A 25,408-nucleotide genomic window follows, 5' to 3' on the forward strand; every position below is an offset into this window, starting at 1 on the left:
TCAATCCAGTGGACGACGAACTTTGCCGCGAAGCGCCTTTACAGAAGATTTTTGCGCCTTTGAGGATAAGCGGCGCTCTTTCGAGGCACGCGTCGGACGGGTTGCGCGACGGCTTTTCTGCTCCGCGGTTAATTCTTTTATGACGGCAACCAGCCTGGCGATAGCCGCTTCCCGGTTGAGCTCCTGGCTCCGGAACTCCTGCGCCTTAATGATAATGACGCCATCATCGCTTATCAGATGGTGGCTGGCCGTCAGCAAACGCTGTTTATAATACTCTGGCAGGCCAGAGGCCCGAATGTCAAAGCGCAAATGAATCGCGCTAGAGGTCTTATTTACGTGCTGACCACCCGCGCCCTGCGCGCGAATGGCCGTAATTTCCAGCTCATTATCGGCTATGGAGACCGTCCGGGAGATGGCAATCATGAGGGCTGTTGCCAGGCGGTTAGCTGTATTTCCAGATTATTCCGAGCATCAGAAAGCCAGATTGCGCCGTCCTGAATCGTCGCCTGTAGCGTCATGGTACGATCGGCAAATTCACTGAGCTGCGCCAGCTGCCCGTCATCCAGATACCAGACGGACAGGTTAGCGAACTGCGCACACTTGCTTTGATGCTGCTGCCACCAGATTTGCGCCGCCCGGGAGTTATAAGCAAAGAGCGCGACGTCGCTCGCCTGAGTACAGGCTTTCTTAATACGGCGCTCATCCGGCAGCCCCAGCTCTATCCAAAGATCGATGCCCAGATGATCGTTGCGCAGCCAGGCCTCCGGCTCATCTTCCGCGCTGAGCCCGCGTGTAAACTGCAACCGTTCATCAGCATATTTTATCCATGCCAACAGGCGCAGCATCATGCGCTCCTGCGTTTCAGAAGGGTGACGCGCCAGCGTCAATGCCGCATCCAGAAACCGGTTGCGATCAAGGTCAGCCACATTGACGACGGCTTTATAAATTGTCGCTTTAAGCGCCATGAGAAAACTCCTTTCGAATCAGGCGCCCATTGTAGCGAAAACCGCGCTAAAAGGCTGTTAACGAATCTTTTATCTACTCGCGTCAGGCGCTGATATTGCGCAAATGAGTATGGTATAGTCACCTTGCTAAACAAGATTTAACTTCGTAGGCTTAGACTTGCATCCACGGTTAAGTCAGAATGCTGACAGGAGGGCATGTGGAAAAATATTGTGAGTTAGTACGCAAGCGGTATGCGGAAATCGCCAGCGGAGACTTAGGGTATGTCCCGGATGCGCTGGGTTGTGTATTGAAAGTGCTTAATGAAGTGGCGGCAGATAGCGCCCTTTCAGAGTCGGTCAGGGAAAAGGCAGCTTATGCTGCCGCGAACTTACTGGTGAGCGATTATGTCAATGAATGAAACGTATCAACCCATTAATTGCGATGACTACGATAGTCTTGAGCTTGCCTGCATGCATCATTTAATACTGACGCTAACGTTAAAAGATGGCGAGGTTTTGCAGGCAAAAGCGAACGATTTGATCTTACGTAAAAATGTAGAATATCTGCTTGCCGAGGTTTCCGGCGAGTCTTGTGAGCTTCGTCTCGATAAAATCGCCAGTTTCAGCCACCCGGAAATTGGTACCGTGGTAGTTAGCGAATCCTGAGTATTTTGTTGCCGGATGGTGGTGCAAGCACCTTATCCGGCCTACGTTCCATGCGATACGTAGGCCTGATAAGCGCAGCGCCATCAGGCATGCCAAACCAGACTCACCCCTTCTTTATCTTCTGCTGCTCCCTCACGCGTCACAAAAACACCCGCAGCCGCAATCAGCGTTTCGCCGTAAAACAACAGCGGCGTGGTGTCTCGTCGCCAGGGCGGGATCCCCTGCTCCTGCCAGATTTTCTTTAATTTACGTCCGCCGTGACGTCCCACAATGTGTAGCAACCCTGGCGCTTTAAACCGAATGCTGACGGATTCTTCCTCTCGCGGTCGGCGCAGTTCGCCGCCAGGAACGAGCTGTACCGTCCCTAAGCCGGCAGGCAGCGCCAGCGGTGTTTGCCAGACGGGCCAGGCGACCGTCGTTTCGTGTTGTCCGGCCACGGATTTAATCCACCACAGTTGCGACTGATAACGGCGAATCTCGTGATCGCCAAAGCGTAAACAGGGAGAGGCATCGTCGCGCGCCAGCGCCACCTCCTGCCAGATACGTTCCAGCGCGTCGCGAGAGGGCATCGGCGCATTACGCATCGCCAGCCAGCGACGCAAAATCGCCGCCCGCCGCACATCGCTCATCGACATTAATGGAGAGAGCCGCAATGTTCCCTCCGTCGTGATACAGTCCGTAAGATCGCTGGCCAGAAGCTCGTCCAGCAGCCTTTCTTGCTCGGCGCAGAGCGTCGCACTACGGGCTACCGCCGCAGGAAAATGCGGCCAGCGCTGCTGTAAGAGCGGAAGCGCGCGCAGGCGTAAAAAATTGCGATCGTAGGCGTCATCCTGATTGCTTTCATCTTCAATCCAGCATAAGCCATGACGCACAGCCCACTGTTCCAGCGTCTTCCGCGTTTCTCTCAACAGCGGGCGAAGAAGCAGAGTTCCGGCAAAAGGCGAGCGTTCTCCCATCGCGGAAAGTCCGGCCGGACCGCTGCCGCGCTTTAACGCCAGCAGGAATGTTTCACACTGATCGTCAAGGTGCTGCGCGGTTGCCAGCACTTCGCCAGGCAATAGCGTCTGTGCGAACGCCCGGTAGCGCGCTTCACGCGCATGGGCCTCGATACCCAGGCCATTATCCGCCAGCGTCACCCGCTCCACTACCAGCGGAACCTGCCAGCGTGCGCATACGGTTTCGCAATGCCGCACCCAGCTTTCAGCATGAGGGCTTAAACCGTGATGAATATGGATAGCACGCAGCGTAACGTCAGGGTGGCGTTCTAGCCACAACACCAGTTGATGCAGAAGCACCGTAGAATCCAGGCCACCGCTAAAGGCAGCCAGAATACGGCGAGAAGAGAGTAACGAGGTATTCAACGTGAGAGTGGTCATGATCCATGCTTATAGTGACTTAGCCCGGCAACGTTACCTGGCGAGCGTCTTAATGACAAGCCTTACTGCTCATACAGCTCAAGCGGTAAACCGTCCGGATCGTTGAAAAAAGTAAAGCGCTTCCCGGTATACGGATCGATGCGTATCGGTTCGCACTTAACCTGATGCTTTTCCAGATGCGCAACGGCGTTTTCCACATTTTCCACGCTGAAAGCCAGATGGCGCAGGCCGCAGGCTTCAGGTCGGCTTGGACGCGCCGGAGGGAAGGGAAAAGAGAAAAGCTCAATCACATACTGCCCGTTTAGCGCCAAATCGCCCTTCCACGAGTCACGCTCTTCCCGCCAAACTTCGCTTAACAGATCGAACCCCAGAATATCGCAGTAAAACGCCTTGCTCACCGCATAGTCTGTCGCAATGATCGCGATGTGATGAACCTGTTTTAATCCCAGCATAGCGTCTCCTTTATTGATTATCAGTACGTTACTCGTCACATTCCCGTCAGGCAAGCTAACAGGCGTGTTTTAAGACTCGTACCTGGTACACCCCGTCTTCATTCCGTTTCGCGCCGTGAATATCCGTTTCAAAACCGGGATAATGCTGGCCAATCGAGCAGAGCATCAGCAGAAAATCGAGCACGGCCCGACTCTGTTGCGTAATCCTCTCGCCGGGCATCAACAGCGGAACGCCTGGCGGATAAGGCAGGATCATATTCGCGGAAACGCGCCCTGGCAGTTGATCGAGCGCCACGGTTTCCACCTCGCCTTTGATCTGACGCTGCCAGGCCTGGTGCGGGGTCATGATCATCTCCGGTAAAACCTCGAACGCCCGCAGCATCAGCCCCGGAAGATCGTGCTGGCGGATCAGTTTATGGATCCCCTGCGCCAGATCCTGAATGCGCATATTGCGATAAAAATCCGGATCTTCCGCATACAGATCCGGCAACATATTTTTGACGCGCAGGTTAAGATCGTAGGCGCGTTTAAATTCTGTCAGTCCGCGCAGCAGCCCCATCGCACGGGTCTTATCAATCCCTATGCTGAACAAAAACAGCAGATTATACGGCCCGGTTTTTTCCACCACCACGCCTCGCTCATCGAGGAACTTCGCCACCAGCGCGGCGGGTATCCCCTCTTCGCTCATGTTGCCCTGCTCATCCATCCCCGGCGTCAGGATTGTCACCTTAACCGGATCGAGAAACATATGATCGTCATCAGCATCGGCGAAGCCATGCCAGGTTTCTCCCGGCGTGACCGGCCAGCATTCGGCCTCATCAACCTCTTCCGGCTGCCAGATATCAAAGAACCAGCTATCGGACTCTTCACGTAACCGCTGTACTTCTTTACGAAAATGGAGCGCCCGTTCCACCGAACGATTAATCAATCTTTTCCCTGGATTGCCGCGCAGCATCGCCGCCGCGGTCTCGATAGAGGCGACAATGGGATAGCTCGGCGATGTGGAAGTGTGCATCATAAACGCTTCGTTAAACGTCTCTTCGTCATATTCCCCTTTGATATGAATAAGCGACGCCTGCGAAAAAGCCGCCAGCATTTTATGGGTGGATTGCGTTTCGAAAATCACTTTTCCGGGCACCCGATCGCCGCTCATCCCGCTTTTCCCCTGGTAGATCGGATGGAAATGGGTATAGGGTACCCAGGCGGAATCAAAATGGATCGAGGGAACGTCCAGCATCTGCTTGATCCAGTTAGTGTTATACAACAGACCATCGTAAGTAGAATTGGTGATAACCGCATGAACCGGCCATTGCGCCTGCGCGGTTTCCGCCACCTTACGCGTAATGCTGTCGCGGGTAAATTCACGCTTAGGAATACCGCCGAGAATACCGAGCGCATTGCGCGTCGGCTTCAACCAGAGAGGCACCACATCGCTCATCATCAGCAAATGCGCCAGCGATTTATGACAATTACGATCAATGAGTAGCGTACTTCCCGCAGGCGCGGCATACATACCGACAATTTTATTCGAGGTCGACGTACCGTTCGTCACCATATAGCTCTGCTCGGCGCCAAAAGTACGGGCGATATACTCTTCCGCTTCCAGATGCGGCCCGGTGTGATCCAGCAGCGATCCCAGTTCAGTCACCGAAATCGACACATCAGCTTTTAAGGTATTGCCGCCAAAAAAGTCATAAAACAGGCAGCCTGGCGGGCTTTTCTGATACGCCGTTCCCGCCATATGACCCGGCGTACAAAAGGTATATTTTCCTTCTTTGGCGTAGGTAAAAAGCGCTTTGGTAAACGGCGGCGTAATATTATCGAGATATTCGTTTGTATATTGATGAATGCGCGTCGCGATATCTTCAGCCAGCCCCAATGCATACTCAAAAAACCACAGCGCCATGCGCATATCGTGAACGCTAACGTCCAGCGTGGAGTTGGTATTGATAAAGGCGTAGAGAGGAAGGTATTCATTTAGCTGGTTGATTTCGCTACAAAGGTCGAGACTGTATTCATCCCAGTCAAAAATAACGCCGCAGATGCGCGGGTTATGTTCAATAAACTTCAACAAGTCAACGCTATTTTGCGGCCAGATAATTTGAAATCCCAGGGATTGTAATGCACGCTCAAGCTCCTTGATGGGTTCATCTTTATAGTAAACCCCGTGCGGCCCCATAATGGCGATGATGTTCATGCTTTCTCCTGAAAAAACCTGAGATAAGCATAGTAACAATCCTGCCGATGCAAAGCACCGACAGGATTTATCTTATTACAATGCGTTCCATGCATCGGCCCAGGCAATCCCTACACCGGGCTCATAGTAGGCAGGCGCAACATTACACCATGAGCCTTCCGGGAACGGTTTGCACTGGTACAATGCGCCATTACTGTTAACGATGTCGCCCGGATTCCATTTCTGGCTGCTGCTCCAGGCAGGATAGCTGGTGGTCTTATCTTCGTCATCCGCAGCGGCGGCCTTCGCTTTCACATTCAGCGTATAAACCGCTGTACTGGAGAGCGTACCGTCGCTAACGGTCAGATTCACCACATACTGGGTGTTCTGAGTGACATCCGGCGCGTTGAAAATCACAACGGCTTTATCCTGGCCGCTCAGCGTTTTGCCATCCTGCGACATCCAGGTATAGGTGAGCTTGTCGCCATTCGCGTCGGTCGATCCTTCCGCGCTGAGTGAAACCGGGCTACCAGCTTCCACCGCCCCGACCGGCCCGGCAATGCGCGCGACTGGCGCCACGTTTTCATCCGTCACTGGCGCCGGAGTTGGCGTGACATCCGGTTCAGTGGTTCCGTTATCATCGACGACATTAACGTTGAAATAATGCTGTACACATTTCGTGTAGTCGCCCTCTTTAAAGGCGGTATACGGCGTCTGATATCCCACTAACTGGCAGGAATAGGTTTTACCGTCCGCAGTATCGGCGCTCCAGCCCCAGTCTTGTTCCCAATAGATCGGTAACGCGCCAGCGCCGCCTTCATCGAACTGCTTCATCTTTTTACAGCCCAACACTTCGTCCGCCGGCACCGGCACTTTCAGGTAGTTGGCAAACTCTTTGTAGTAGGCGATGCGGTTAAGCGACTGCGCATTCTCATCTGCGCCGCCGCACTCCACGCCGCCATTGATGATCTGAATAGTGACGCCGAAACCTGATACCAGGCCGTTTGCTTTATCGCGATCGTTTGGCTGCCAGGTACCGTCAATCACATGTAGCATAGACGGCTTCGGCGGCTGCGGATACACAAAGAAGAAGACGGCGCTCGCCAGGTTCATCCAGGTATCCGCCACCAGCTCGGGTTTATCCAGCAGAGGGCGAACGTCGCCATACATCGCGTCAGAGAAAGGCCCATAGTTGTAGTTATAAGAAAGCTGTTTTGCCCCGCGACCAAAATAGCTGAGGAAATCGCCGTCCTTATCTTTACCGCACGGCCAGGTCTGGCCCTGCCATACATCCGGGTTACATTCGCCGTTGTAGCCGCCTTTCTGCCCTTCTGTCCAGCCGACTTCGCGCAGATAGACCAGCGCCTGGCGCCATTCCGGAATGTCACGCCAGCTTTCGTGACCGCCCGTCTCCTGGGCAAAATGCGCAAACATAGTAGCCAGGGTTTTACGGCAGATAGCGTCGCTATCGCGTCCATCGGTGTAGGTACCACAAACCGCCGGGAATTTACCTATCGCTTTCAGGAAGTTAGAATAAGTGTATTCCGGCGCGCGCATCGGGAACAGATAATCCCAGTCGGCCTCTTTCAGAATACTTTCAACGCGTTTTACGTTTGCCGGGTTAGCGGCGCGCCCCGGTTCGATTTGTTCGACCGCGCTGTTATCCAACGTCTGGATAGAGGATTTCACTGCCTCCATTAACGGAAAATCCGTCAGCGCTTTCTCTTTCGCCGCCAGATCGCTGGCGTTGATGGTCATTGGCTCACTACTGCTAAGCAGCGGCGCGGCCTGCGCACCGGATAAGCTCAACATGATTCCTGCCGCCACGGCGCTGAGCGCCAGTGTTTTTTGCAATCCCATAATTTTCTCCTTGAAGGGTAGTTCACTGCCTGCCCTGGCCACACGCCTGGCAGTTGCTACAGTGTCAGGGAGAACATGCCGTTGCGTTTAATCACATCAACTCATCGGCGTCTCATTTTTCCTCGTCCAAAAAAAAGAGGCCGGATTATCCGGCCTCCTGGGAAAAATGAGGTAAATGATTAGGCGTAACCGTAGCTCATCAAACGCTGGTAACGACGGTTTTTTAAATCATCGGTGCTTAACACATCGAGATCGGCTAAATCTTCCAGCAGCTGCGCTTTTAGCGACGCCGCCATCGCTTCCGGATTACGGTGCGCGCCGCCCAGCGGCTCCGGAATGATGGAATCGATGAGCTTCAGCTCTTTCAGACGCGGCGCGATGATGCCCATCGCTTCAGCAGCCAATGGCGCTTTGTCGGCGCTCTTCCACAAAATAGAGGCGCAACCTTCCGGGGAGATAACGGAATAGGTGCTGTATTGCAGCATATTCACTTTATCACCCACGCCAATCGCCAATGCGCCGCCGGAGCCGCCTTCGCCAATCACGGTGCAGATGACCGGTACGTTCAGACGAGACATCTCACGCAGGTTGCGGGCGATAGCTTCAGACTGACCACGCTCTTCCGCGCCCACGCCAGGGTAAGCGCCCGGGGTGTCGATGAAGGTGATAATCGGCATGTTGAAGCGTTCAGCCATTTCCATCAGGCGCAGCGCTTTGCGGTAGCCTTCCGGCGCTGGCATGCCAAAGTTACGACGAATTTTTTCTTTGGTTTCACGACCTTTCTGATGACCAATGATCATCACCGGTCGCCCTTCCAGACGCGCGATACCGCCGACGATGGCTTTGTCATCAGCATAGGCGCGATCGCCCGCCAGCTCATCAAACTCATCAAACGCCAGACGGACATAATCCAGGGTGTACGGACGCTGCGGATGGCGCGCCAGTTGGGCTACCTGCCATGCGCCGAGATCGGCGAAGATTTTGCGCGTCAGTTCTACGCTTTTTTCGCGCAGGCGATGGACTTCTTCATCGATATTAATATCCAGTTTCTCATCCTGGCGGCTTACCGCAGTCAGAGAATCGATTTTCGCTTCCAGCTCTGCTATCGGCTGTTCAAAATCAAGGAAATTCAGACTCATAGTATTCCTGTATTAGTCAAACTCCAGTTCCACCTGCTCCGAACCAATGAGGCCACGCAGATCGTTAAGTAAACGATCGCTCGGAGAGACACGCCACGTTGCGCCAAAACGCAGCCGCGCTCGCGCATCCGCCCTCTGATAGTAGAGATGTACTGGAATGGTCCCCGAGCGGTGGGGTTCCAGAGACTGACGGAGTCGGTTTAAAAGCTGGTCATCAATTTGCCTGTCCGTCAGCGAGATAGCAAGCCCGCGAGCGTATTTTTCGCGAGTTTCGTCAATATCCATCACTTCGCGGGCGGTCATTTTAAGCCCCCCGCTGAAGTCATCAAAGCTGACCTGTCCGCTGACGATAAGTATGCGGTCTTTTTCCAGCAACTGCTGGTATTTATCCAGCGCGTCGGTAAATAACATCACTTCCAGACGCCCGGAACGGTCATCCAGCGTACAGATGCCGATACGATTGCCGCGCTTGGTGACCATAACCCTTGCGGCAATCACGAGCCCCGCAGCCGTGGTGACTTTACCACGTTCTGTCGGATGCATGTCTTTGAGCCTTACCCCGCCGACATAGCGCTCAATTTCTTTTAAATACTGATTGATAGGGTGGCCCGTCAGGTACAGCCCCAACGTTTCACGTTCCCCATCTAACACCACCTGCTCCGGCCACGGCTGGCAGCTGGCATAGGATTGTTCGATTTGCTCCGGCTCTTCCGCCAGTACGCCGAACATATCCGCCTGACCGATAGCTTCCGCTTTGGCGTGCTGGTCGGCGGCTTTCAGCGCATCGCCCAATGAGTTCATCAGCGCGGCGCGGTGCGGCCCCAGGCGGTCGAACGCCCCGGACATGATCAGCTTTTCCAGCACCCGGCGGTTGAGCTTTTTGGTGTCGGTCCGCGCGCACAGATCAAACAGCTCGCGGAAATAGCCGCCCTGATTACGCGCGTCGATGATCGCTTCGATCGGCCCTTCGCCGACGCCTTTGATCGCGCCGATGCCGTAGACGATCTCGCCCTCATCGTTAACGTGGAAATGGTACAATCCGGAGTTAATATCCGGCGGCAGAATTTTCAGTCCCATCCGCCAGCACTCGTCCACCAGGCCGACGACCTTCTCGGTGTTATCCATATCGGCGGTCATTACCGCCGCCATAAATTCAGCCGGATAGTGCGCCTTTAGCCATAGCGTCTGGTAAGAAACCAGCGCATAAGCGGCGGAGTGCGATTTGTTAAACCCGTAACCGGCGAATTTCTCCACCAGGTCAAAGATTTTCATCGCCAGTTCGCCGTCGATACCGTTCTTTTTCGCGCCCTCTTCAAAAACGGAACGCTGTTTGGCCATCTCCTCCGGCTTTTTCTTACCCATCGCACGACGCAGCATATCCGCGCCGCCGAGAGTATACCCGGAAAGTACCTGGGCAATCTGCATCACCTGTTCCTGATACAGAATGATGCCGTAGGTCGGCTCCAGTACCGGCTTCAGGCTTTCATGCTGCCACTGAACGTCCGGGTAAGAGAGTTCTTCACGACCGTGCTTACGGTCGATGAAGTTATCTACCATCCCTGACTGCAACGGGCCGGGACGGAACAGGGCCACCAGTGCGATCATATCTTCAAAGCAGTCCGGCTGCAGACGTTTGATCAGATCTTTCATGCCGCGCGATTCAAGCTGGAAGACCGCCGTGGTTTCCGAGCGCTGCAGCATGTCGAAGCTTTTCTTGTCATCCAGCGGAATGGCGGCGATATCCAGCGGCGGCTCGCCGTTTTTCTCGCGCCGCTTGTTGATCATCTCCAGCGCCCAGTTGATGATGGTCAGCGTACGCAAACCGAGGAAGTCGAACTTCACCAGCCCGGCATATTCCACGTCACTTTTATCAAACTGGGTAACCGGATGCTTGCCCTCTTCATCGCAGTACAGCGGCGCAAAGTCGGTAATTTTGGTCGGCGCGATGACCACGCCGCCAGCGTGCTTACCGGCGTTACGCGTGACGCCTTCGAGCTTACGCGCCATATCGATCAGCGCTCTGACCTCTTCATCCGCCTCGTAAATTTCCGGCAGTTGCGGTTCCGCTTCAAAGGCTTTTGCCAGCGTCATGCCCGGATCGGGCGGCACCAGCTTCGAGATACGATCGACAAAACCGTACGGATGCCCCAGCACGCGGCCCACATCGCGGATAACGGCTTTCGCCGCCATCGTACCGAAGGTGATAATCTGCGATACCGCATCACGCCCGTACATGTCTGCGACGTGCTCAATCACCTGGTCGCGTTTCTCCATACAGAAGTCAACGTCGAAGTCAGGCATCGAGACACGTTCCGGGTTCAGGAAACGTTCGAACAGCAGGTCAAATTCCAGCGGATCAAGGTCGGTAATTTTCAGCGCGTAGGCCACCAGCGAACCAGCCCCGGAACCACGTCCCGGCCCTACCGGCACGCCGTTATCTTTTGACCACTGGATAAACTCCATCACGATGAGGAAGTAGCCAGGGAACCCCATCTGGTTGATAACCTGTAGTTCAATATCCAGACGCTCGTCATATTCCGGGCGACGCTTTTTGCGCTCTTCTTCGTCCGGAAACAGGAAAGCCAGACGCTCTTCCAGCCCCTCTTTCGCTTTTTTGACCAGATAATCTTCGGTGGTCATATCGCCGGTCGGGAACTGCGGCAGGAAATATTCACCCAGACGCACCGTTACGTTGCAGCGTTTGGCAATCTCCACCGTATTTTCCAGCGACTCCGGAATATCGGAGAACAGCTCGCACATTTCTTCTTCACTGCGCATATACTGCTGCGGTGAATAATTGCGTGGACGTTTAGGATCGTCGAGCGTGAAACCGTCGTGGATCGCGACACGAATCTCATGGGCGTCAAAATCATCGCTTTCAAGGAAACGGACATCGTTTGTCGCGACAACCGGCAAACCACGTGCCTCAGCCAGTTCAACCGCAGCATGGAGATAAGTCTCTTCATCCTGTCTGCCGGTGCGGATCAGTTCCAGAAAGTAGCGATCGGGAAAATGCGCTTCATAGAAAGCAACGCACTCCTCCACCAGCGCCTGGTTGCCGCGTAGCAGACAGCGGCCTACGTCGCCCATGCGCCCGCCGGAAAGCAGGATCAAACCTTCTTTAAGCTCTACCAGCCAGTCGCGCTCGATAATCGGGCCTGCCGCGCCGTAGCCGCGCTGATACGCTTTCGAGATCAGCAACGTCAGGTTCTGGTATCCCGTATTATTCGCCGCCAGTACCGTCAGATGAGTCAGCTCATCTCCCAGCAGTTCGTTGTGAACGTTAAAGTCCGCCCCGACGATGGGTTTAATGCCCGCGCCATGACCCGCTCCGTAGAACTTCACCAGACCGCAGAGGTTGGTAAAATCGGTGATCGCCAGCGCAGGCATACCTAATGAGGCCGCCTTTTTCACCAGCGGCCCGGTCTTCGCCAGCCCATCGATCATAGAGTAGTCGCTGTGCACCCGCAGGTGAACGAAACGTGGTTCAGACATCTTCAGATTTCTCGATACAAGAATCAGGACACAAGTCCCAGAGCGCGTTTAACAGGCGCAAAACTGCGTCGGTGGTGCGCCGTCGCGCCATACTGGGCCAACTTTTCCAGATGAAAAGCGGTTGGATAGCCTTTGTGCTGCGCAAAGCCATACTGAGGAAAAACGATATCCAGCGCCGCCATTTCTGCGTCGCGGGTGACTTTCGCCAGAATAGACGCCGCGCTAATCTCCGCCACGCGGCTGTCGCCTTTCACCACGGCCATTGACGGCACAGGCAGTTCCGGACAGCGATTGCCGTCGATCAGCACATATTCTGGCGCAATATGCAGACCAGCGACAGCGCGCTGCATGGCGAGCATGGTGGCGTGCAAAATATTCAGCTCATCAATTTCATGCGCTTCCGCGCGTCCCAGACTCCAGCTTAACGCCTTTTCTTTAATCTCGTCATACAATGACAGACGACGCTTTTCAGACAATTTTTTGGAATCATTCAGACCGACGATCGGACGAGCCGGATCGAGGATCACGGCGGCGGTCACTACGGCGCCCACCAGCGGGCCACGGCCCACTTCATCCACACCCGCCACTAAATGGGTGTGTGGATAAACAAATTCGATCATTGTGCTAACTCCAGGACGGCATCTGCCGCCTGCTCATCGGCATTACAGCGGATCTGCTGATGCAGCTCACGGAAGGTGTCGTGCATCGCATGGCTGGTTTTACCGTTCGCCAGTAGCGGCAACAGCGCTTCGGCGAGTTTTTGCGGTTCGCACTCTTCCTGCAACAGCTCTTTGACTAATTCTCTTCCCGCCAGCAGGTTAGGCAAAGACACATACTCCGTTTTCACCAGACGTTTCGCCAGCCAGAAAGTGAAGGGCTTCATACGATACCCCACGACCATCGGGCATTTTGCCAGCATACACTCCAGTGCCGCCGTGCCTGAGGCCAGCAACGCCGCGTCGCTGGCGATCATCGCCTCGCGCGCCATACCGTCCAGCAAATGAACGGCGAGATCCGGCGCAACCTCCGCTTTAATTTTTTCAAACTGCTCGCGGCGTTTCGCGTTTACCAGCGGCACTACCACTTCCAGATCGGGATAGCGCTGTCGCAGCAATTGTGCGGTTTTCAGGAAGTCGGCGCTGAGCATTTCCACTTCCGCGCCACGGCTACCTGGCAGTAGCGCCAGACAATGGGCGTCATGCGGGATACCCAGCACGTCGCGCGCCGCATTTTTATCCGGGTCCAGCGGCATGGCATCCGCCATGGTGTGACCGATAAAGCGGCACGGGACGTTAAATTTATCGTAAAACGCTTTTTCGAAAGGCAGAAAAGCCAGCACCATATGGGTGGATCTGCCTATTTTGAAAACGCGTTTCTGTCGCCAGGCCCAAACGGACGGGCTGACATAATGAATGGTCTTAATCCCTTGCTTTTTCAGATTACCTTCGAGGGTAATGTTGAAATCAGGGGCATCAATCCCGACAAAGACATCGGGCTTGAGCTCGGTAAAACGGCGGGTCAGATCGGCGCGGATATGCAACAAACGGCGTAAACGTCCGAGCACTTCAACAATGCCCATGACCGCCAGCTCTTCCATTTCGTACCAGGCTTCACACCCTTCGGCCTGCATACGCGGCCCCGCAACGCCCACAAAGCGGGCGTTGGGTACGCGCGCTTTCAGCGCACGAATTAAGCCTGCGCCAAGAATATCGCCGGACGTTTCACCGGCGACCAGGGCAATCGTTAAAGGACGCTGTGCCGCCATTAACGAATCGGACCGCGCGTTGAACGCTCAAAGAACTCGGTAAACGCCTTCACTTCCGGATGCTTTTCAGCAAGTTCAGCGATTTCCAGCTTCGCTTCGTCGAGCGTTTTACCACTGCGGTACAACAGTTTGTAGGCATTACGAATCGCCACCAGCCCTTCACGGCTAAAGCCGCGACGCTTCAGCCCTTCGATATTTACCCCGAACGGCGTCGCATGGTTACCCTGCGCAATCACATACGGAGGGACATCCTGCGCCACGCCGGAGCAGCCGCCGACCATCACATGCGCACCGATAATGCAGAATTGATGAACTGCCGTCATACCGCCGATAATCGCAAAATCATCGACTGATACGTGCCCCGCCAGCGTGGCGTTGTTGGCGAGGATACAGCGATTCCCTACCGTACAATCATGTGCGACATGCGCATTGATCATCAGCAGGTTATCGCTACCCACCTTCGTCAACCCACCGCCCTGCACTGTACCACGATGAATGGTGACGCTTTCGCGGATGCGGTTACGATCGCCAATTTCCACACGGGTCGGCTCACCCGCATATTTCAGATCCTGGTTCACTTCACCGATGGAGGCAAACTGATAAATCTCGTTGTCGCGGCCGATTTTGGTTTGACCATTCACGACCACATGAGACTTCAGTACGGTTCCCTCACCAATTTCGACCTGCGGCCCAACAATACAAAAGGGACCAATGTGGGCATTAGCGCCAATTACAGCGCCGTCTTCCACAATGGCGGTAGGATGAATAAAGGCGGATTTATCAATCACGAATCAGGCCTCCCGGCTACGAGCACACATCATGGTTGCTTCGCACACGACTTTACCGTCGACCAGCGCAACCCCTTTAAAGCGGGTCAGGCCACGGCGCGTTTTCTCGAAAGTGACTTCCATGATCATCTGATCGCCTGGCACCACCGGACGCTTAAAGCGCGCTTCATCAATACCCGCGAAATAATACAGTTCGCCAGGTTCCAGTTTACCAACGCTTTTAAACGCCAGAATACCGGTTGCCTGCGCCATCGCTTCCAGAATCAGCACGCCTGGCAAAATCGGTTTGCCCGGAAAGTGCCCCTGGAAAAACGGCTCGTTGACGGAGACATTTTTCACCGCACGCAGAAAACGACCTTCTTCAAAGTCCAGCACGCGATCGACCAGTAAAAACGGAAAACGGTGCGGCAGAAGCTCTAAAATCTCTTCAATCTGCAGAGTATGAGTGTTAGTAGTCAAAATACTCTTCCTGTCCAAATATACAAAAAGGCAATAATAACACGGCCTGCCGCAATCGTATGAATGTGACAGGCCGGAAAAGAATGGCAACTACAAGGCGGAACGTTAGTCTTGTTGATTAACCTTGCGCTCAATCGCTTTGAGACGCTTGCTCATATCATCAATGTTCATCACCAGTGCAGCAGTTTTACGCCATACTTTGTTGGGTTGCAGCGGAATGCCTGAGGAGTAGACGCCCGGTTCCGTGATGGGACGCATCACCATACCCATGCCAGTTACCGTGACTTTGTCGCATATTTCCATATGCCCATTGATCACGCTGGCGCCGCCAATCATGCAGTAACGGCCAATCTTCAGGCTACCCGCCATAATGACGCCACCGGCAACTGCCGTATTGTCGCCAATCACGACGTTATGTGCAATCTGGCACTGATTATCAATAATCACGCCATTGCCAATAACAGTATCATCCAACGCGCCACGGTCAATGGTGGTACAAGCGCCGATCTCGACACGATCGCCAATAATGACCCGGCCCAGTTGTGGGATCTTCACCCAGTTGCCACGATCGTTAGCGTAGCCAAAACCGTCCGCGCCGATCACCGTACTGGACTGGATCAGGCAATTCTCACCGATCTGAATGTCGTGGTAAATCGTTACGTTCGCCCACAAGCGTGAACCCGCCCCGATTTTGCTATTTTTTCCGACGAAACAGCCTGCGCCGATAACCACGTTATCGCCCAGTTGTACGCCAGATTCAATCACCGCATTCGCGCCGACTGAAACATTGCTACCCAGCGTTGCCGTCGCATCAATCACGGCGCTTGGCGCGATATTCTGCGCGGGCTGCGGCGTAGTATCTAAAATTTGCGCCATGCGCGCGTAGGTCAGGTAGGGATTTTTAACTACCAGCGCCGCGCTCTTAGCAAAAGGAAGATCGTCCTGCGTCATGACAACCGCAGAAGCCTGGCATAAACCTAAGTGTTCACGGTACTTAGGATTTACCATAAACGTAATGTGGCCTGTTGTTGCAGATTGCATGGACGCAACGCCGGTGATGACGATATCGCCATCACCGTGTAATTCTGCATCCAACTGTTCTGCTAAGTCAGCCAGTCGAATTGAAGGCATTACTTATTTAACCTGTTTCAGTACGTCAGCGGTGATGTCTTTCACATCGCTGCTGTTGTAAGCAACGGTGTTTGCGTCTACCACCAGATCGATACTCTGGTCGTTAGCCACTTTTTTCACCGCAGTCTGGATACGAGTCACCAGTTTGTTGCGTTCTTCGTTGGAACGACGAGCGCGATCTTTCTCAAAAGCCTGCGCTTTTTGCGCGAAAGTCTGGCGCTGAGACATCACGTCTTTTTCCAGCTTAGTACGATCGCTACCTGCTTTCATGGATTGCAGACGCTGCATTTTAGATTGCAGATCGGTTTCCATTTTTTGCAGTTCAGCCGCACGGCCTTTAAATTCGTTTTCCAGTGTATTGGATACACCCGTCTTCTGCGCAACCTGTTGGAACAGATTACCCATGTTGACGATTGCAATTTTGTCAGCAGCCTGTGCGGACGTTACCATCGCCAAACCAAGACCTGCAGCTAATAACCACTTTTTCACAATAAACTCCTTACCATCCCATTTGCACCCGAAGGTACAGCTTTTTGCGTGGCCTGGCGATCCCTGGGGGCATCGCCAAAAGTCATCGCTACACTACCAATGCATTCCTTTGCAGTGAACAATTACCAGGTTTTACCAATGTTAAACTGGAACTGCTCGGCTTTGTCTCCATCGTACTTTTTAAACGGCTGGGCGTAGGAGAAGACCAACGGCCCCAATGGGGACATCCATTGTAATGCGATACCCGCGGACATACGGATGTTGCCTGGATCGCTGTAATCCGGTACATCTGACGGCGCAGATGACGGATCCCAGTTCGTATCCCAAACGGTACCCATATCCCAGAAGAAGGAGGTACGAACCGAGTTGGCATACTTTTCGCTGATGAACGGCGTCGGGGTAATAAATTCCAGGCTGGCGACAGCCATGGCATTACCACCTACCGCATCATCTGATTTACAGCCTGATTCCTGAGTACAGTCTTCGTAATCATCATTATCGTCCCAACTAGTGTGGGCGCCATTTTTATAGACCGCTTTCGGGCCGATAGTATTCGACTGGAAACCACGCACGGTACTGGAACCACCGGCATAGAAGTTCTCATAGAACGGCATTTCCTTGCCGCCTAAACCATCGCCATAACCCCAACGAGTACGCCCCAGAACCACCCACTTGTGATCGTTATCGATAGGCACATAGGTCGCGGTATCCAGCGACACTTTGTAGTATTCGTTGTCGGAACCTGGGATCGTCACCTTACCCGTCAGGTTGACTCGCGAGCCGTCCGTCGGGAAATAACCACGGTCAAGCTTGTTATAGGTCCAGCCGTAGTTAAAGGTGAAGTCATCAGCGGCAAAACTGCTGGTATCAGCAGATTGTCCCATCGACTCAAGATAACGATCCATCGCGATCTGCGGCTGCATGTTGGACAGTTTGTTATGGACATAACCCAGACCAGCACGCAACGTGTTGTACTCGTTGATGGGGAAGCCAAGCGTCACATCCGTACCGTAACTCTTGTTGGTATAGTCGGATAGATCCGCGTCGTCCGCCTGGAAGTCGTTATAGAAGATACGACCACCGAGGCTCACGCCGTCAACGGTAAAGTATGGGTTAGTAACGGACAGTTCGCTGTAGGTCTGGTAGTCGTTTTTGGTGCCGTTAATCCCCACGGAATAACCGGTACCTAACCAGTTGTCCTGCTGAACGCCGGCCTGGAAGCTCACGCCGCTTTCTGTACCGTAACCGATACCGAAGTTAAAGCTACCGGTGTTGCGCTCTTTCACCTTGTACACCACATCAACCTGATCCGGGCTACCCGGAACGCGCTGCGTGTCGGTGTCGACGGTTTCAAAGAAGCCGAGACGGTTCAGACGCTCTTTCCCCTGGTCAACCAGGTCGCTGCCCAGCCACGCCCCTTCCATCTGGCGCATTTCACGGCGCAGAACGGAATCTTTTGAGGTGTCGTTGCCTTCAAAGCGGATCTTACGCACGTAGAAACGGTTGCCCGCATCGACGTTCACGCGCAGTTTTACGGTTTTGTCAGCATCGTTAATTTCAGGCTGTGACTGCACGCGCGGATAGGCGTAACCATAGCGACCCAGAAGCTTTTTGATGTCATCTTCCATTTTGGTCACTTTGGTGCCGTTATAGAGCTCGCCCGGTTCAATTTTCGTCAGTTTCTCAATTTCAGCGGAATGTCCGGCCAGGTTACCGCTCACCTGAACCCCGGAAAGCTTGTACTGATCGCCTTCGGTGATATTGACGGTGATGTAGATCCCTTTCTTATCCGGCGTCAGACTCACTTGCGTGGAGTCAATATTGAAACGCGCGTAGCCGCGATCCAGATAGTAGCTGCGCAAGGTTTCAAGGTCGCCCGCCAGCTTCTGTTTCTGGTATTTACGATCGCCGACGACGTTCCACCACGGCACTTCGTCACGCAACTGGAAATGAGAAATGAGTTCTTCGGTGCTAAAGGCATGGTTACCGACGATGTTGATCTGTTGGATCTTCGCCGATACGCCCTCCTGGAACACCAGTTTAAGATCAACACGGTTGCGCGGTAGCGGCGTGACGACCGCCTTAACGCTGGCGCTGTATTTACCTACGCTATAGTAAAAGTCTTCCAGACCTTTTTCGATATCAGACAACGTGGTGCGATCCAGAGACTCGCCAACACGTACGCCAGACGCTTCGAGGTTTTGCTTGAGCATGTCATCTTTCACCGACTTGTTCCCGGAGAAAGTGATGCTGGCAATGGTCGGACGTTCTTTTACCTGAACCAGAAGGGTATTACCATCGCGCAGGACGCGGACGTCCTCAAAGTTGCCGGTGGCGAACAGAGCGCGAATGGTGTTACTGATATCTTCATCATTAACCGTGTCGCCTGTGCGCACCGGCATACTGAGGAGAGCCGCACCAACGGCGACTCGCTGCAGGCCTTCGAAATGAATGTCCTTCACTACGAACCCTTCAGCACCGTATACGGTGGCGCTGCTGAACAGCAGCGACGCTATGAGCAACTTTTTCATCGCCATCGTTATTATGCGTTCTTCCTAACTAACTCTCTTACAACCGAGAGAAATCATTGAAAAGTGCAAGCCCCATTAACAACACCAGCAAAATCGAGCCAATGCGATAACTAAAGTCTTGAACCCGCTCGGATACCGGCCCGCCCTTAAGCTTTTCAATCGCCAGGAACAGCAGATGACCCCCGTCAAGAACGGGCAGCGGAAACAGGTTAATTATCCCTAAGTTCACGCTGATTAGCGCAAGGAACATCAGGTAATAAATCACCCCGAACTCCGCTGACATCCCAGCCCCCTGAGCGATAGAAATCGGCCCACTGAGGTTGTTCAGTTTCACATCACCGGTTATCAATTTACCCAGCATACTGACCGTCAGCTTCATCAACTGCCACGTCTTATCCGTGGCTTCGAGGATGGCGCTAAAAGGCCCATACTGGCGTATAGTCTTGTACTCTTCCGGCAGAGGAATAATTTTAGGCACCACGCCTGCAAACCCTTCCGCCTTTCCGTTAACCGATTTCGTATCCGGCGTTAACGTCAACGACAAGGCGCTCCCCTGCCTTTCAATCTCTAACGCTAACGGCTTACCGGGATTATCGCGTACAAACGTCACGAATTTCATCCACTGCGTTAACGGCTGACCATCGACTTTAACGATCCTGTCGCCTGCTTGCAAACCCGCTTTACTGGCTGCGGAATTCGCCTGCACTTCTGACAGTACCGGTTCAATCTGTGGCCCGCGGGGCCGAATCCCTAAAGAAGATACAGGATCTTGCTTATCAGGCTCAAATGCCCAGTGACGTAAATCAAGCGTTTTATCCTGCCGCTGGTCGCTACCAAACGGCGCGACGCTCACCGTCGTCTGCTGATCGCCAATTTTGGACACCAGTTGTAAACGCACGGCATCCCAATCAGGGGTTTCGATACCATCAACGGCTTTAAGTTCCGTACCAGGCGCAATTTGCGCCTGCGCAGCAATCGAGTTGGGCGTTATTTCGCCAATGACCGGACGAACGCCAGGGACGCCGATGATAAAGACCAGCCAGTAAGCAAAGATAGCAAAAATGAAGTTCGCAACCGGACCTGCGGCAATAATTGCGGCGCGCTGGCCCACCGTTTTGTTATTGAAGGCGTGACGACGCAATTCCGGCGCTACCAGTTCGGCGCGCTCATCCAGCATTTTGACGTAGCCGCCCAGCGGGATCAGGGCGATGACATACTCGGTGCCGTACCGATCGGTACGACGCCAGAGCGCTTTGCCAAAACCGATGGAAAAGCGCTCAACTCGCACACCGCAGCGCCGGGCAACCCAGAAATGACCAAATTCATGCACAGTGATCAGCACGCCCAGTGCGATGATGAATGCAGCCAGATTCCAGAGAATACTCAGCATAAAACCTTCCGTTAGAGCGTCCTGAACACCAGTAACAACAGGCAAGCAAAGACCGGTACGGCAGCCGTCAGGCTGTCAATTCGGTCCAGAATGCCGCCATGGCCTGGAATCAAGTGGCCGCTATCCTTAATTCCTGCTTCGCGCTTAAACATACTCTCGGTGAGGTCGCCCAGTACAGAAGCCAGAGCCGCCACCACAGAGCAAATCAGCAAGATAACAGGCGCAACATTCAGATTCGCCCACATACCGTAGCCCCATGAGATCACGGCAGCCGTAGCAAGCCCGCCGATAAACCCTTGCCAGGTTTTACCCGGGGAAACCTTCGGCGCCAGCTTATGTTTGCCAAACAATTTACCAAACATATACGCGCCAGAGTCCGCTCCCCAGACCAGGATCATGACATAGAGTAACCATATTGCGCCACTGTAATGATTCTCGTCATAGTGCCAGGCGCGCAGCGCCAGCATGCCCCAGAAAAATGGCACAATAGTTAACAAACCGAAAATGAGACGCAATGTTTTTGAGTTGCGCCAGATTGCCGCCGAACCGGGATAAAATAGCACCAGCAGTAGCGCGACAACCCACCATCCTAACGATGCCCAAAGCGACATCTCAACCAGCGGTTGACGAATGTTGTGATGATACTCAGGCAACAAAAATAGCATCAGCGCCAATAACAGACCACACAGCACCGCCAGCCAAACCCGCTGTGAACGCGCGGCGAAACCGCTTAACTGTCCCCATTCCCACGCGGCCAGCATACAGACAACCAGCGTAATAATGGCGAACCCCACCGGCGGCAATAAAAAAAGCGCAGCGATGACCGCGGGTATTAACACAAAAGCAGAAATCAGGCGATACTTCAGCAAAAGCAACCCCCATCAGGCTTTGTCATCACCAGGCTCGGTACCGCCGAAACGACGCTCTCGATTAGCAAAGGCATGCAGCGCACCTTCAAAGTCTTGTTCATCGAAATCGGGCCAAAGAACATCCGTAAAGTAAAGTTCGGCATAGGCAATTTGCCAAAGCAAAAAGTTACTAATGCGATGCTCTCCCCCAGTCCTAATTACTAAATCCACAGGCGCCAGCTCATGCATACAGATTTGCTGGCCTAGTCTCTCTTCATCAATCTGATCGGGGCGCAGCACTCCAGCCTGCACCTGTTCCGCCAGTTGTCGGACTCCCTGGACAATATCCCAACGTCCGCCGTAATTCGCAGCGATATTCAGCGTTAGACCCGTATTATGGGCGGTAAGCGCTTCTGATTTGCGAATACGTTCTTGTAAACGTGAGTTGAATCGGCTGATATCGCCGATAATACGCAGGCGAACGTTATGGCGGTGCAGGCTTTTGACTTCGCTATCCAGCGCCCACACAAACAGCTCCATTAACGCGCTCACTTCCTGCGCCGGTCGGTTCCAGTTTTCACTACTAAAGGCATACAGCGTTAACGCATCAATACCGTTATTGGCAGCAAAAGAGACCGCTCGCCGGACGGACTTCGCCCCGGCTTTATGCCCAAAGGCCCGGATCTTCCCTTGCTTTTTCGCCCAGCGACCATTGCCATCCATAATTATTGCAACATGACGGCAGCCATGCGCTGGCAAATTTTCGCTTACTGGTTGAGTTGCAGACAACATAACGCGTTTTTTGTCCCTGAAAGGATTTAGCGGTACTCAGGAATACTGAAGCCTTTATACACATTCTCTTCGGTTCGCTTCGCGGATGACCGCGCGTCATCGCCCCTGTCGTGCGCTGTCTGCGCACGCCGGGAACGTACTCGCCTGCCGTCCCGATGCGTCCTGAATGATTTTGTGTATCCACAAAAAAGCCGTGTAAAACCACGGCTAACCTGACCGAAAAAAGCCAAAAACCTGCGATCAGGTGGCGCAGACTATATCACCGAAGCCCAACGCTAACAAATAGCACGATCTTCTGTCGCGGGATAATCGTCAGCGTGAGAGCCGTATCACTTGTTTTCTGGCTACTTCACGCGCGATGGCGTCAACCTGCAATACGTCCTCAACGCTTGCCGGTTCGTGTAAATCCATCCTCTCCAGCACCGCTAAATTGAGCCCGGCGATATCGGTAAAACGAATCTGTTGCGCCAGAAACGCGGCAACGGTGATTTCGTTTGCCGCATTGAGCGCCGTCGTTGCCGCCTGACCTTGCTCAAACGCCTCCATCGCCAGCTTCAGGCAAGGATAACGCTGATAATCTGGCGCGCTAAACGTCAGCGCGCTGAGTTTGCAAAAATCGAGCGGCTGCGCGCCGGACGTGACGCGATTCGGCCATGCCATCGTATGCGCAATAGGCGTACGCATGTCAGGTTCTCCAAGCTGCGCCAGGACGCTGCCGTCCTGATAACGCACCATCGAATGAATGACCGATTGCGGATGGATCAACACTTCCATCTGACGTGCGCTGGCATTAAATAACCAACGCGCTTCAATGTATTCCAGACCTTTATTCATCATGGTGGCGGAGTCGACGGAGATTTTTCGCCCCATCGACCAGTTCGGATGACGACATGCCTGATCCGGCGTCATCGCTGCCAGATCGCACATGGGCGTTTCACGAAACGGGCCACCAGACCCGGTAAGCAAAATCGACGTTACGCCATTTTGCTCAAGGTCAGCGTATCCCAGATTATGCTGAATAGATTGCGGCAAACTCTGAAAAATCGCGTTATGTTCGCTATCGACGGGTAAAAGCCGGGCGTTGCTGCGTTTTACTTCGTCCATAAACAGCCGCCCGCAGGTCACCAGCGATTCTTTATTCGCCAGCAGAATCGTCTTCCCTGCGCGAATCGCCGCCAGGGTCGGCAGTAAACCAGCCGCGCCCACAATGGCCGCCATCACATGCCCGACCTCATCAAGCGCCGCCATCTCACAGGCAGCCTGCTGACCGCTCAGAACCTCGGTGCGGCTGCCATGCTGCTGAAGCATTATTTTGAGCTGTTCTGCGCTCGACGTATCGTCCATCACGGCATAACGCGGCGAGAACTCCAGGCACTGCTCCGCCATGCGGGCGACATTTTTACCCGCCACCAGCGCGATAACGCGGAAGCTATCAGGATTATGGCGCACCACGTCCAGTGTGCTGCAACCAATAGAGCCGGTCGAGCCCAGAATGGTTAATTGCTTCATGAAACGTCCAGAAGTGTTGAAACGGAATAAAAAGCAAAACGCCGCACAGGAGACCTGATAATGTCTTCTGCGCGGCGCTTTGTACACCACTCATCCGCCAGGTTAGCGGTGGAATGAGTTTATATCTGCGTACAGATCAATCAGAACTGCATCAGTTCTGCTTCTTTATCTGCCAACGCCGCATCAACTTTCTTAATTGCCGCGTCGGTCATTTTCTGTACTTCTTCCTGAGAGCGACGATCGTCATCTTCACTGATCGCTTTATCTTTCAGTAGAGCTTTTACTTTATCGTTCGCATCACGACGGACGTTACGAACGGCGACACGCGCCTGCTCCGCTTCGCCACGGACAATTTTCGTCAGATCTTTACGACGTTCTTCGGTCAGCGGCGGCAGCGGAACGCGAATGTCGGTGCCCGCAGAGCTTGGATTCAAACCGAGGTCTGACGCCATGATCGCTTTTTCAACGGCTGGCCCCATAGAACGGTCAAACACGTTAATTTTTAAGGTACGGGAGTCTTCTACCGTTACGCTTGCCAACTGGCGCAGCGGGGTCGGAGTGCCATAGTATTCTACGACAATACCATCCAGCAGGCTGGGAGAAGCACGACCCGTGCGCACTTTGCTGATTTGGGTTTTGAACGCTTCAACGCATTTTTCCATGCGTACTTCAGCATCTTTTCTGATATCGCTAATCACGTTACGAATCCTTGAAAACTAGTCTCAGTCAGACCAGACGGTCACACAATATAAAGATGTGCTAAGTATAGTCTCGTTTAATTTCTGCCAGGTAATAAGACCCGTCAATAGAACAGAATCTTACCCGTATTTGGCGCTCACGGGAATTATTCCGTGATTAACGTCCCTTCTTTTTCGCCCATCACCACACGACGCAGCGCGCCCGGTTTGTTCATGTTGAAAACACGAATCGGCAGTTTGTGGTCACGAGCCAGCGTGAACGCCGCCAGATCCATCACTTTCAGCTCTTTATCCAGCACTTCGCTGTAGGTCAGCTGATCGTACATGGTCGCGGAAGGATCTTTTGCCGGATCGGCAGTGAATACACCATCCACTTTGGTCGCTTTCAGTACGACATCCGCTTCAATTTCGATCCCGCGCAGACAGGCCGCAGAGTCGGTAGTGAAGAACGGGTTACCCGTACCTGCAGACAGAATCACAACACGGTTATTACGCAGCAGGCTAATCGCCTCGGCCCAACTGTAGTTGTCGCACACGCCGTTTAAAGGAATTGCCGACATCAGGCGGGCGTTCACATAGGCGCGGTGAAGCGCATCACGCATTGCCAGGCCGTTCATGACGGTGGCCAACATGCCCATGTGGTCGCCCACAACGCGGTTCATCCCCGCTTTTGCCAGACCCGCGCCACGGAACAGGTTACCACCGCCAATCACCACACCAACCTGAATACCCAGTTCAACCAGTTCTTTGATCTCCTGAGCCATACGATCCAGTATGCTTGCATCAATACCGAAGCCTTCCGTACCCTGCAGAGCTTCGCCGCTTAATTTAAGCAGAATGCGTTTATAGACGGGTTTTGCATTGGTAGCCATGTTTCTTTCCTGAGACTGTCAACGATTG

The 25,408-nt window shown here is 53.6% G+C and carries 23 protein-coding genes; 2 read left to right on the forward strand and 21 right to left on the reverse strand.

Going from position 1 to position 25,408, the window contains the following annotated elements; genetic code table 11:
* Both arfB and J1G48_RS17800 read right to left on the reverse strand, forming a co-directional pair.
* On the reverse strand, positions 1–423 hold the full coding sequence (arfB, locus tag J1G48_RS17795; protein ID WP_000560527.1) for an alternative ribosome rescue aminoacyl-tRNA hydrolase ArfB: 423 nt from the start codon (positions 421–423) through the stop codon (positions 1–3).
* Positions 420–965 carry a YaeQ family protein gene (locus J1G48_RS17800; protein ID WP_001185319.1) on the reverse strand — a complete coding sequence of 182 codons (546 nt, stop codon included), beginning with the start codon at positions 963–965 and terminating at the stop codon, positions 420–422. The genes arfB and J1G48_RS17800 overlap by 4 nt, the downstream gene beginning before the upstream one ends.
* A gap of 197 nt (positions 966–1,162) precedes the next feature.
* Here J1G48_RS17800 and J1G48_RS17805 point away from each other — a divergent pair, with 197 nt between their 5' ends.
* Both J1G48_RS17805 and rof read left to right on the forward strand, forming a co-directional pair.
* Positions 1,163–1,363: a YaeP family protein gene (locus tag J1G48_RS17805; protein WP_001518678.1), complete on the forward strand. Its 201-nt coding sequence runs from the start codon at positions 1,163–1,165 to the stop codon at positions 1,361–1,363.
* Complete coding sequence (gene rof / locus J1G48_RS17810; RefSeq protein ID WP_000062330.1) at positions 1,350–1,610, forward strand: Rho-binding antiterminator; 261 nt, start codon at positions 1,350–1,352, stop codon at positions 1,608–1,610. The genes J1G48_RS17805 and rof overlap by 14 nt, the downstream gene beginning before the upstream one ends.
* Before the next feature lie 83 nt (positions 1,611–1,693).
* Here the strand turns inward: rof and tilS are convergent, their stop codons facing one another.
* The 19 genes from tilS to pyrH all read right to left on the reverse strand — a co-directional run bounded on the left by tilS (position 1,694) and on the right by pyrH (position 25,380).
* On the reverse strand, positions 1,694–2,986 hold the full coding sequence (tilS, locus tag J1G48_RS17815; RefSeq protein WP_000210041.1) for a tRNA lysidine(34) synthetase TilS: 1,293 nt from the start codon (positions 2,984–2,986) through the stop codon (positions 1,694–1,696).
* A 62-nt stretch (positions 2,987–3,048) separates the two neighbouring features.
* Positions 3,049–3,438 carry a VOC family protein gene (locus J1G48_RS17820; protein WP_000901088.1) on the reverse strand — a complete coding sequence of 130 codons (390 nt, stop codon included), beginning with the start codon at positions 3,436–3,438 and terminating at the stop codon, positions 3,049–3,051.
* Between the two features lie 55 nt (positions 3,439–3,493).
* Complete coding sequence (ldcC, locus tag J1G48_RS17825) at positions 3,494–5,635, reverse strand: lysine decarboxylase LdcC (protein ID WP_001021050.1); 2,142 nt, start codon at positions 5,633–5,635, stop codon at positions 3,494–3,496.
* A gap of 75 nt (positions 5,636–5,710) precedes the next feature.
* Positions 5,711–7,474: a chitinase gene (locus J1G48_RS17830; protein WP_000524168.1), complete on the reverse strand. Its 1,764-nt coding sequence runs from the start codon at positions 7,472–7,474 to the stop codon at positions 5,711–5,713.
* Positions 7,475–7,653: 179 nt separating this feature from the next.
* Positions 7,654–8,613, reverse strand: coding sequence for an acetyl-CoA carboxylase carboxyl transferase subunit alpha (gene accA / locus J1G48_RS17835; RefSeq protein WP_000055753.1), 960 nt, complete (start codon positions 8,611–8,613; stop codon positions 7,654–7,656).
* A gap of 12 nt (positions 8,614–8,625) precedes the next feature.
* Complete coding sequence (gene dnaE / locus J1G48_RS17840) at positions 8,626–12,108, reverse strand: DNA polymerase III subunit alpha (RefSeq protein WP_001294829.1); 3,483 nt, start codon at positions 12,106–12,108, stop codon at positions 8,626–8,628.
* Between the two features lie 23 nt (positions 12,109–12,131).
* Positions 12,132–12,728, reverse strand: coding sequence for a ribonuclease HII (gene rnhB / locus J1G48_RS17845; RefSeq protein WP_000569412.1), 597 nt, complete (start codon positions 12,726–12,728; stop codon positions 12,132–12,134).
* On the reverse strand, positions 12,725–13,873 hold the full coding sequence (gene lpxB, locus J1G48_RS17850; protein ID WP_000741216.1) for a lipid-A-disaccharide synthase: 1,149 nt from the start codon (positions 13,871–13,873) through the stop codon (positions 12,725–12,727). Before lpxB ends, rnhB begins: the two co-directional genes overlap by 4 nt.
* Complete coding sequence (lpxA, locus tag J1G48_RS17855; RefSeq protein ID WP_000565950.1) at positions 13,873–14,661, reverse strand: acyl-ACP--UDP-N-acetylglucosamine O-acyltransferase; 789 nt, start codon at positions 14,659–14,661, stop codon at positions 13,873–13,875. The genes lpxB and lpxA overlap by 1 nt, the downstream gene beginning before the upstream one ends.
* A 3-nt stretch (positions 14,662–14,664) precedes the next feature.
* A complete protein-coding gene (gene fabZ / locus J1G48_RS17860; protein ID WP_000210741.1) occupies positions 14,665–15,120 on the reverse strand; it encodes a 3-hydroxyacyl-ACP dehydratase FabZ in 456 nt (151 codons plus the stop codon).
* A 105-nt stretch (positions 15,121–15,225) separates the two neighbouring features.
* A complete protein-coding gene (gene lpxD, locus J1G48_RS17865) occupies positions 15,226–16,251 on the reverse strand; it encodes a UDP-3-O-(3-hydroxymyristoyl)glucosamine N-acyltransferase (RefSeq protein WP_001139265.1) in 1,026 nt (341 codons plus the stop codon).
* A gap of 3 nt (positions 16,252–16,254) precedes the next feature.
* On the reverse strand, positions 16,255–16,740 hold the full coding sequence (skp, locus tag J1G48_RS17870; protein ID WP_000758966.1) for a molecular chaperone Skp: 486 nt from the start codon (positions 16,738–16,740) through the stop codon (positions 16,255–16,257).
* Between the two features lie 122 nt (positions 16,741–16,862).
* Entirely contained in the window at positions 16,863–19,277 is a 2,415-nt protein-coding gene (gene bamA, locus J1G48_RS17875; protein ID WP_001240929.1) for an outer membrane protein assembly factor BamA, read from the reverse strand.
* Positions 19,278–19,308: 31 nt separating this feature from the next.
* On the reverse strand, positions 19,309–20,661 hold the full coding sequence (rseP, locus tag J1G48_RS17880) for a sigma E protease regulator RseP (RefSeq protein ID WP_000949014.1): 1,353 nt from the start codon (positions 20,659–20,661) through the stop codon (positions 19,309–19,311).
* An 11-nt stretch (positions 20,662–20,672) separates the two neighbouring features.
* Positions 20,673–21,530 (reverse strand): phosphatidate cytidylyltransferase, encoded by an 858-nt coding sequence (gene cdsA, locus J1G48_RS17885; RefSeq protein WP_000922422.1) that lies wholly within the window; start codon positions 21,528–21,530, stop codon positions 20,673–20,675.
* Between the two features lie 12 nt (positions 21,531–21,542).
* Positions 21,543–22,301 (reverse strand): (2E,6E)-farnesyl-diphosphate-specific ditrans,polycis-undecaprenyl-diphosphate synthase, encoded by a 759-nt coding sequence (gene ispU / locus J1G48_RS17890; RefSeq protein ID WP_000947413.1) that lies wholly within the window; start codon positions 22,299–22,301, stop codon positions 21,543–21,545.
* 312 nt (positions 22,302–22,613) lie between these two features.
* On the reverse strand, positions 22,614–23,810 hold the full coding sequence (ispC, locus tag J1G48_RS17895) for a 1-deoxy-D-xylulose-5-phosphate reductoisomerase (protein WP_000811903.1): 1,197 nt from the start codon (positions 23,808–23,810) through the stop codon (positions 22,614–22,616).
* Between the two features lie 140 nt (positions 23,811–23,950).
* Complete coding sequence (gene frr, locus J1G48_RS17900) at positions 23,951–24,508, reverse strand: ribosome recycling factor (protein WP_000622423.1); 558 nt, start codon at positions 24,506–24,508, stop codon at positions 23,951–23,953.
* A gap of 146 nt (positions 24,509–24,654) precedes the next feature.
* Positions 24,655–25,380: a UMP kinase gene (pyrH, locus tag J1G48_RS17905; protein WP_000224567.1), complete on the reverse strand. Its 726-nt coding sequence runs from the start codon at positions 25,378–25,380 to the stop codon at positions 24,655–24,657.
* Between the last annotated feature and the right edge of the window lie 28 nt (positions 25,381–25,408).

It is taken from the genome of Salmonella sp. SAL-020 (assembly GCF_017372215.1).
GTDB classification, from domain to species: domain Bacteria; phylum Pseudomonadota; class Gammaproteobacteria; order Enterobacterales; family Enterobacteriaceae; genus Salmonella; species Salmonella enterica.

Coding starts and splice junctions, on each gene's coding strand:
- arfB (WP_000560527.1), bottom strand. CDS start 423: ATGATTGCCATCTCCCGGACGGTCTCCATAGCCGATAATGAGCTGGAA.
- J1G48_RS17800 (WP_001185319.1), bottom strand. CDS start 965: ATGGCGCTTAAAGCGACAATTTATAAAGCCGTCGTCAATGTGGCTGAC.
- rof (WP_000062330.1), top strand. CDS start 1,350: ATGTCAATGAATGAAACGTATCAACCCATTAATTGCGATGACTACGAT.
- tilS (WP_000210041.1), bottom strand. CDS start 2,986: ATGACCACTCTCACGTTGAATACCTCGTTACTCTCTTCTCGCCGTATT.
- J1G48_RS17820 (WP_000901088.1), bottom strand. CDS start 3,438: ATGCTGGGATTAAAACAGGTTCATCACATCGCGATCATTGCGACAGAC.
- ldcC (WP_001021050.1), bottom strand. CDS start 5,635: ATGAACATCATCGCCATTATGGGGCCGCACGGGGTTTACTATAAAGAT.
- J1G48_RS17830 (WP_000524168.1), bottom strand. CDS start 7,474: ATGGGATTGCAAAAAACACTGGCGCTCAGCGCCGTGGCGGCAGGAATC.
- accA (WP_000055753.1), bottom strand. CDS start 8,613: ATGAGTCTGAATTTCCTTGATTTTGAACAGCCGATAGCAGAGCTGGAA.
- dnaE (WP_001294829.1), bottom strand. CDS start 12,108: ATGTCTGAACCACGTTTCGTTCACCTGCGGGTGCACAGCGACTACTCT.
- rnhB (WP_000569412.1), bottom strand. CDS start 12,728: ATGATCGAATTTGTTTATCCACACACCCATTTAGTGGCGGGTGTGGAT.
- lpxB (WP_000741216.1), bottom strand. CDS start 13,873: ATGGCGGCACAGCGTCCTTTAACGATTGCCCTGGTCGCCGGTGAAACG.
- lpxD (WP_001139265.1), bottom strand. CDS start 16,251: ATGCCTTCAATTCGACTGGCTGACTTAGCAGAACAGTTGGATGCAGAA.
- bamA (WP_001240929.1), bottom strand. CDS start 19,277: ATGGCGATGAAAAAGTTGCTCATAGCGTCGCTGCTGTTCAGCAGCGCC.
- rseP (WP_000949014.1), bottom strand. CDS start 20,661: ATGCTGAGTATTCTCTGGAATCTGGCTGCATTCATCATCGCACTGGGC.
- ispU (WP_000947413.1), bottom strand. CDS start 22,301: ATGTTGTCTGCAACTCAACCAGTAAGCGAAAATTTGCCAGCGCATGGC.
- ispC (WP_000811903.1), bottom strand. CDS start 23,810: ATGAAGCAATTAACCATTCTGGGCTCGACCGGCTCTATTGGTTGCAGC.
- pyrH (WP_000224567.1), bottom strand. CDS start 25,380: ATGGCTACCAATGCAAAACCCGTCTATAAACGCATTCTGCTTAAATTA.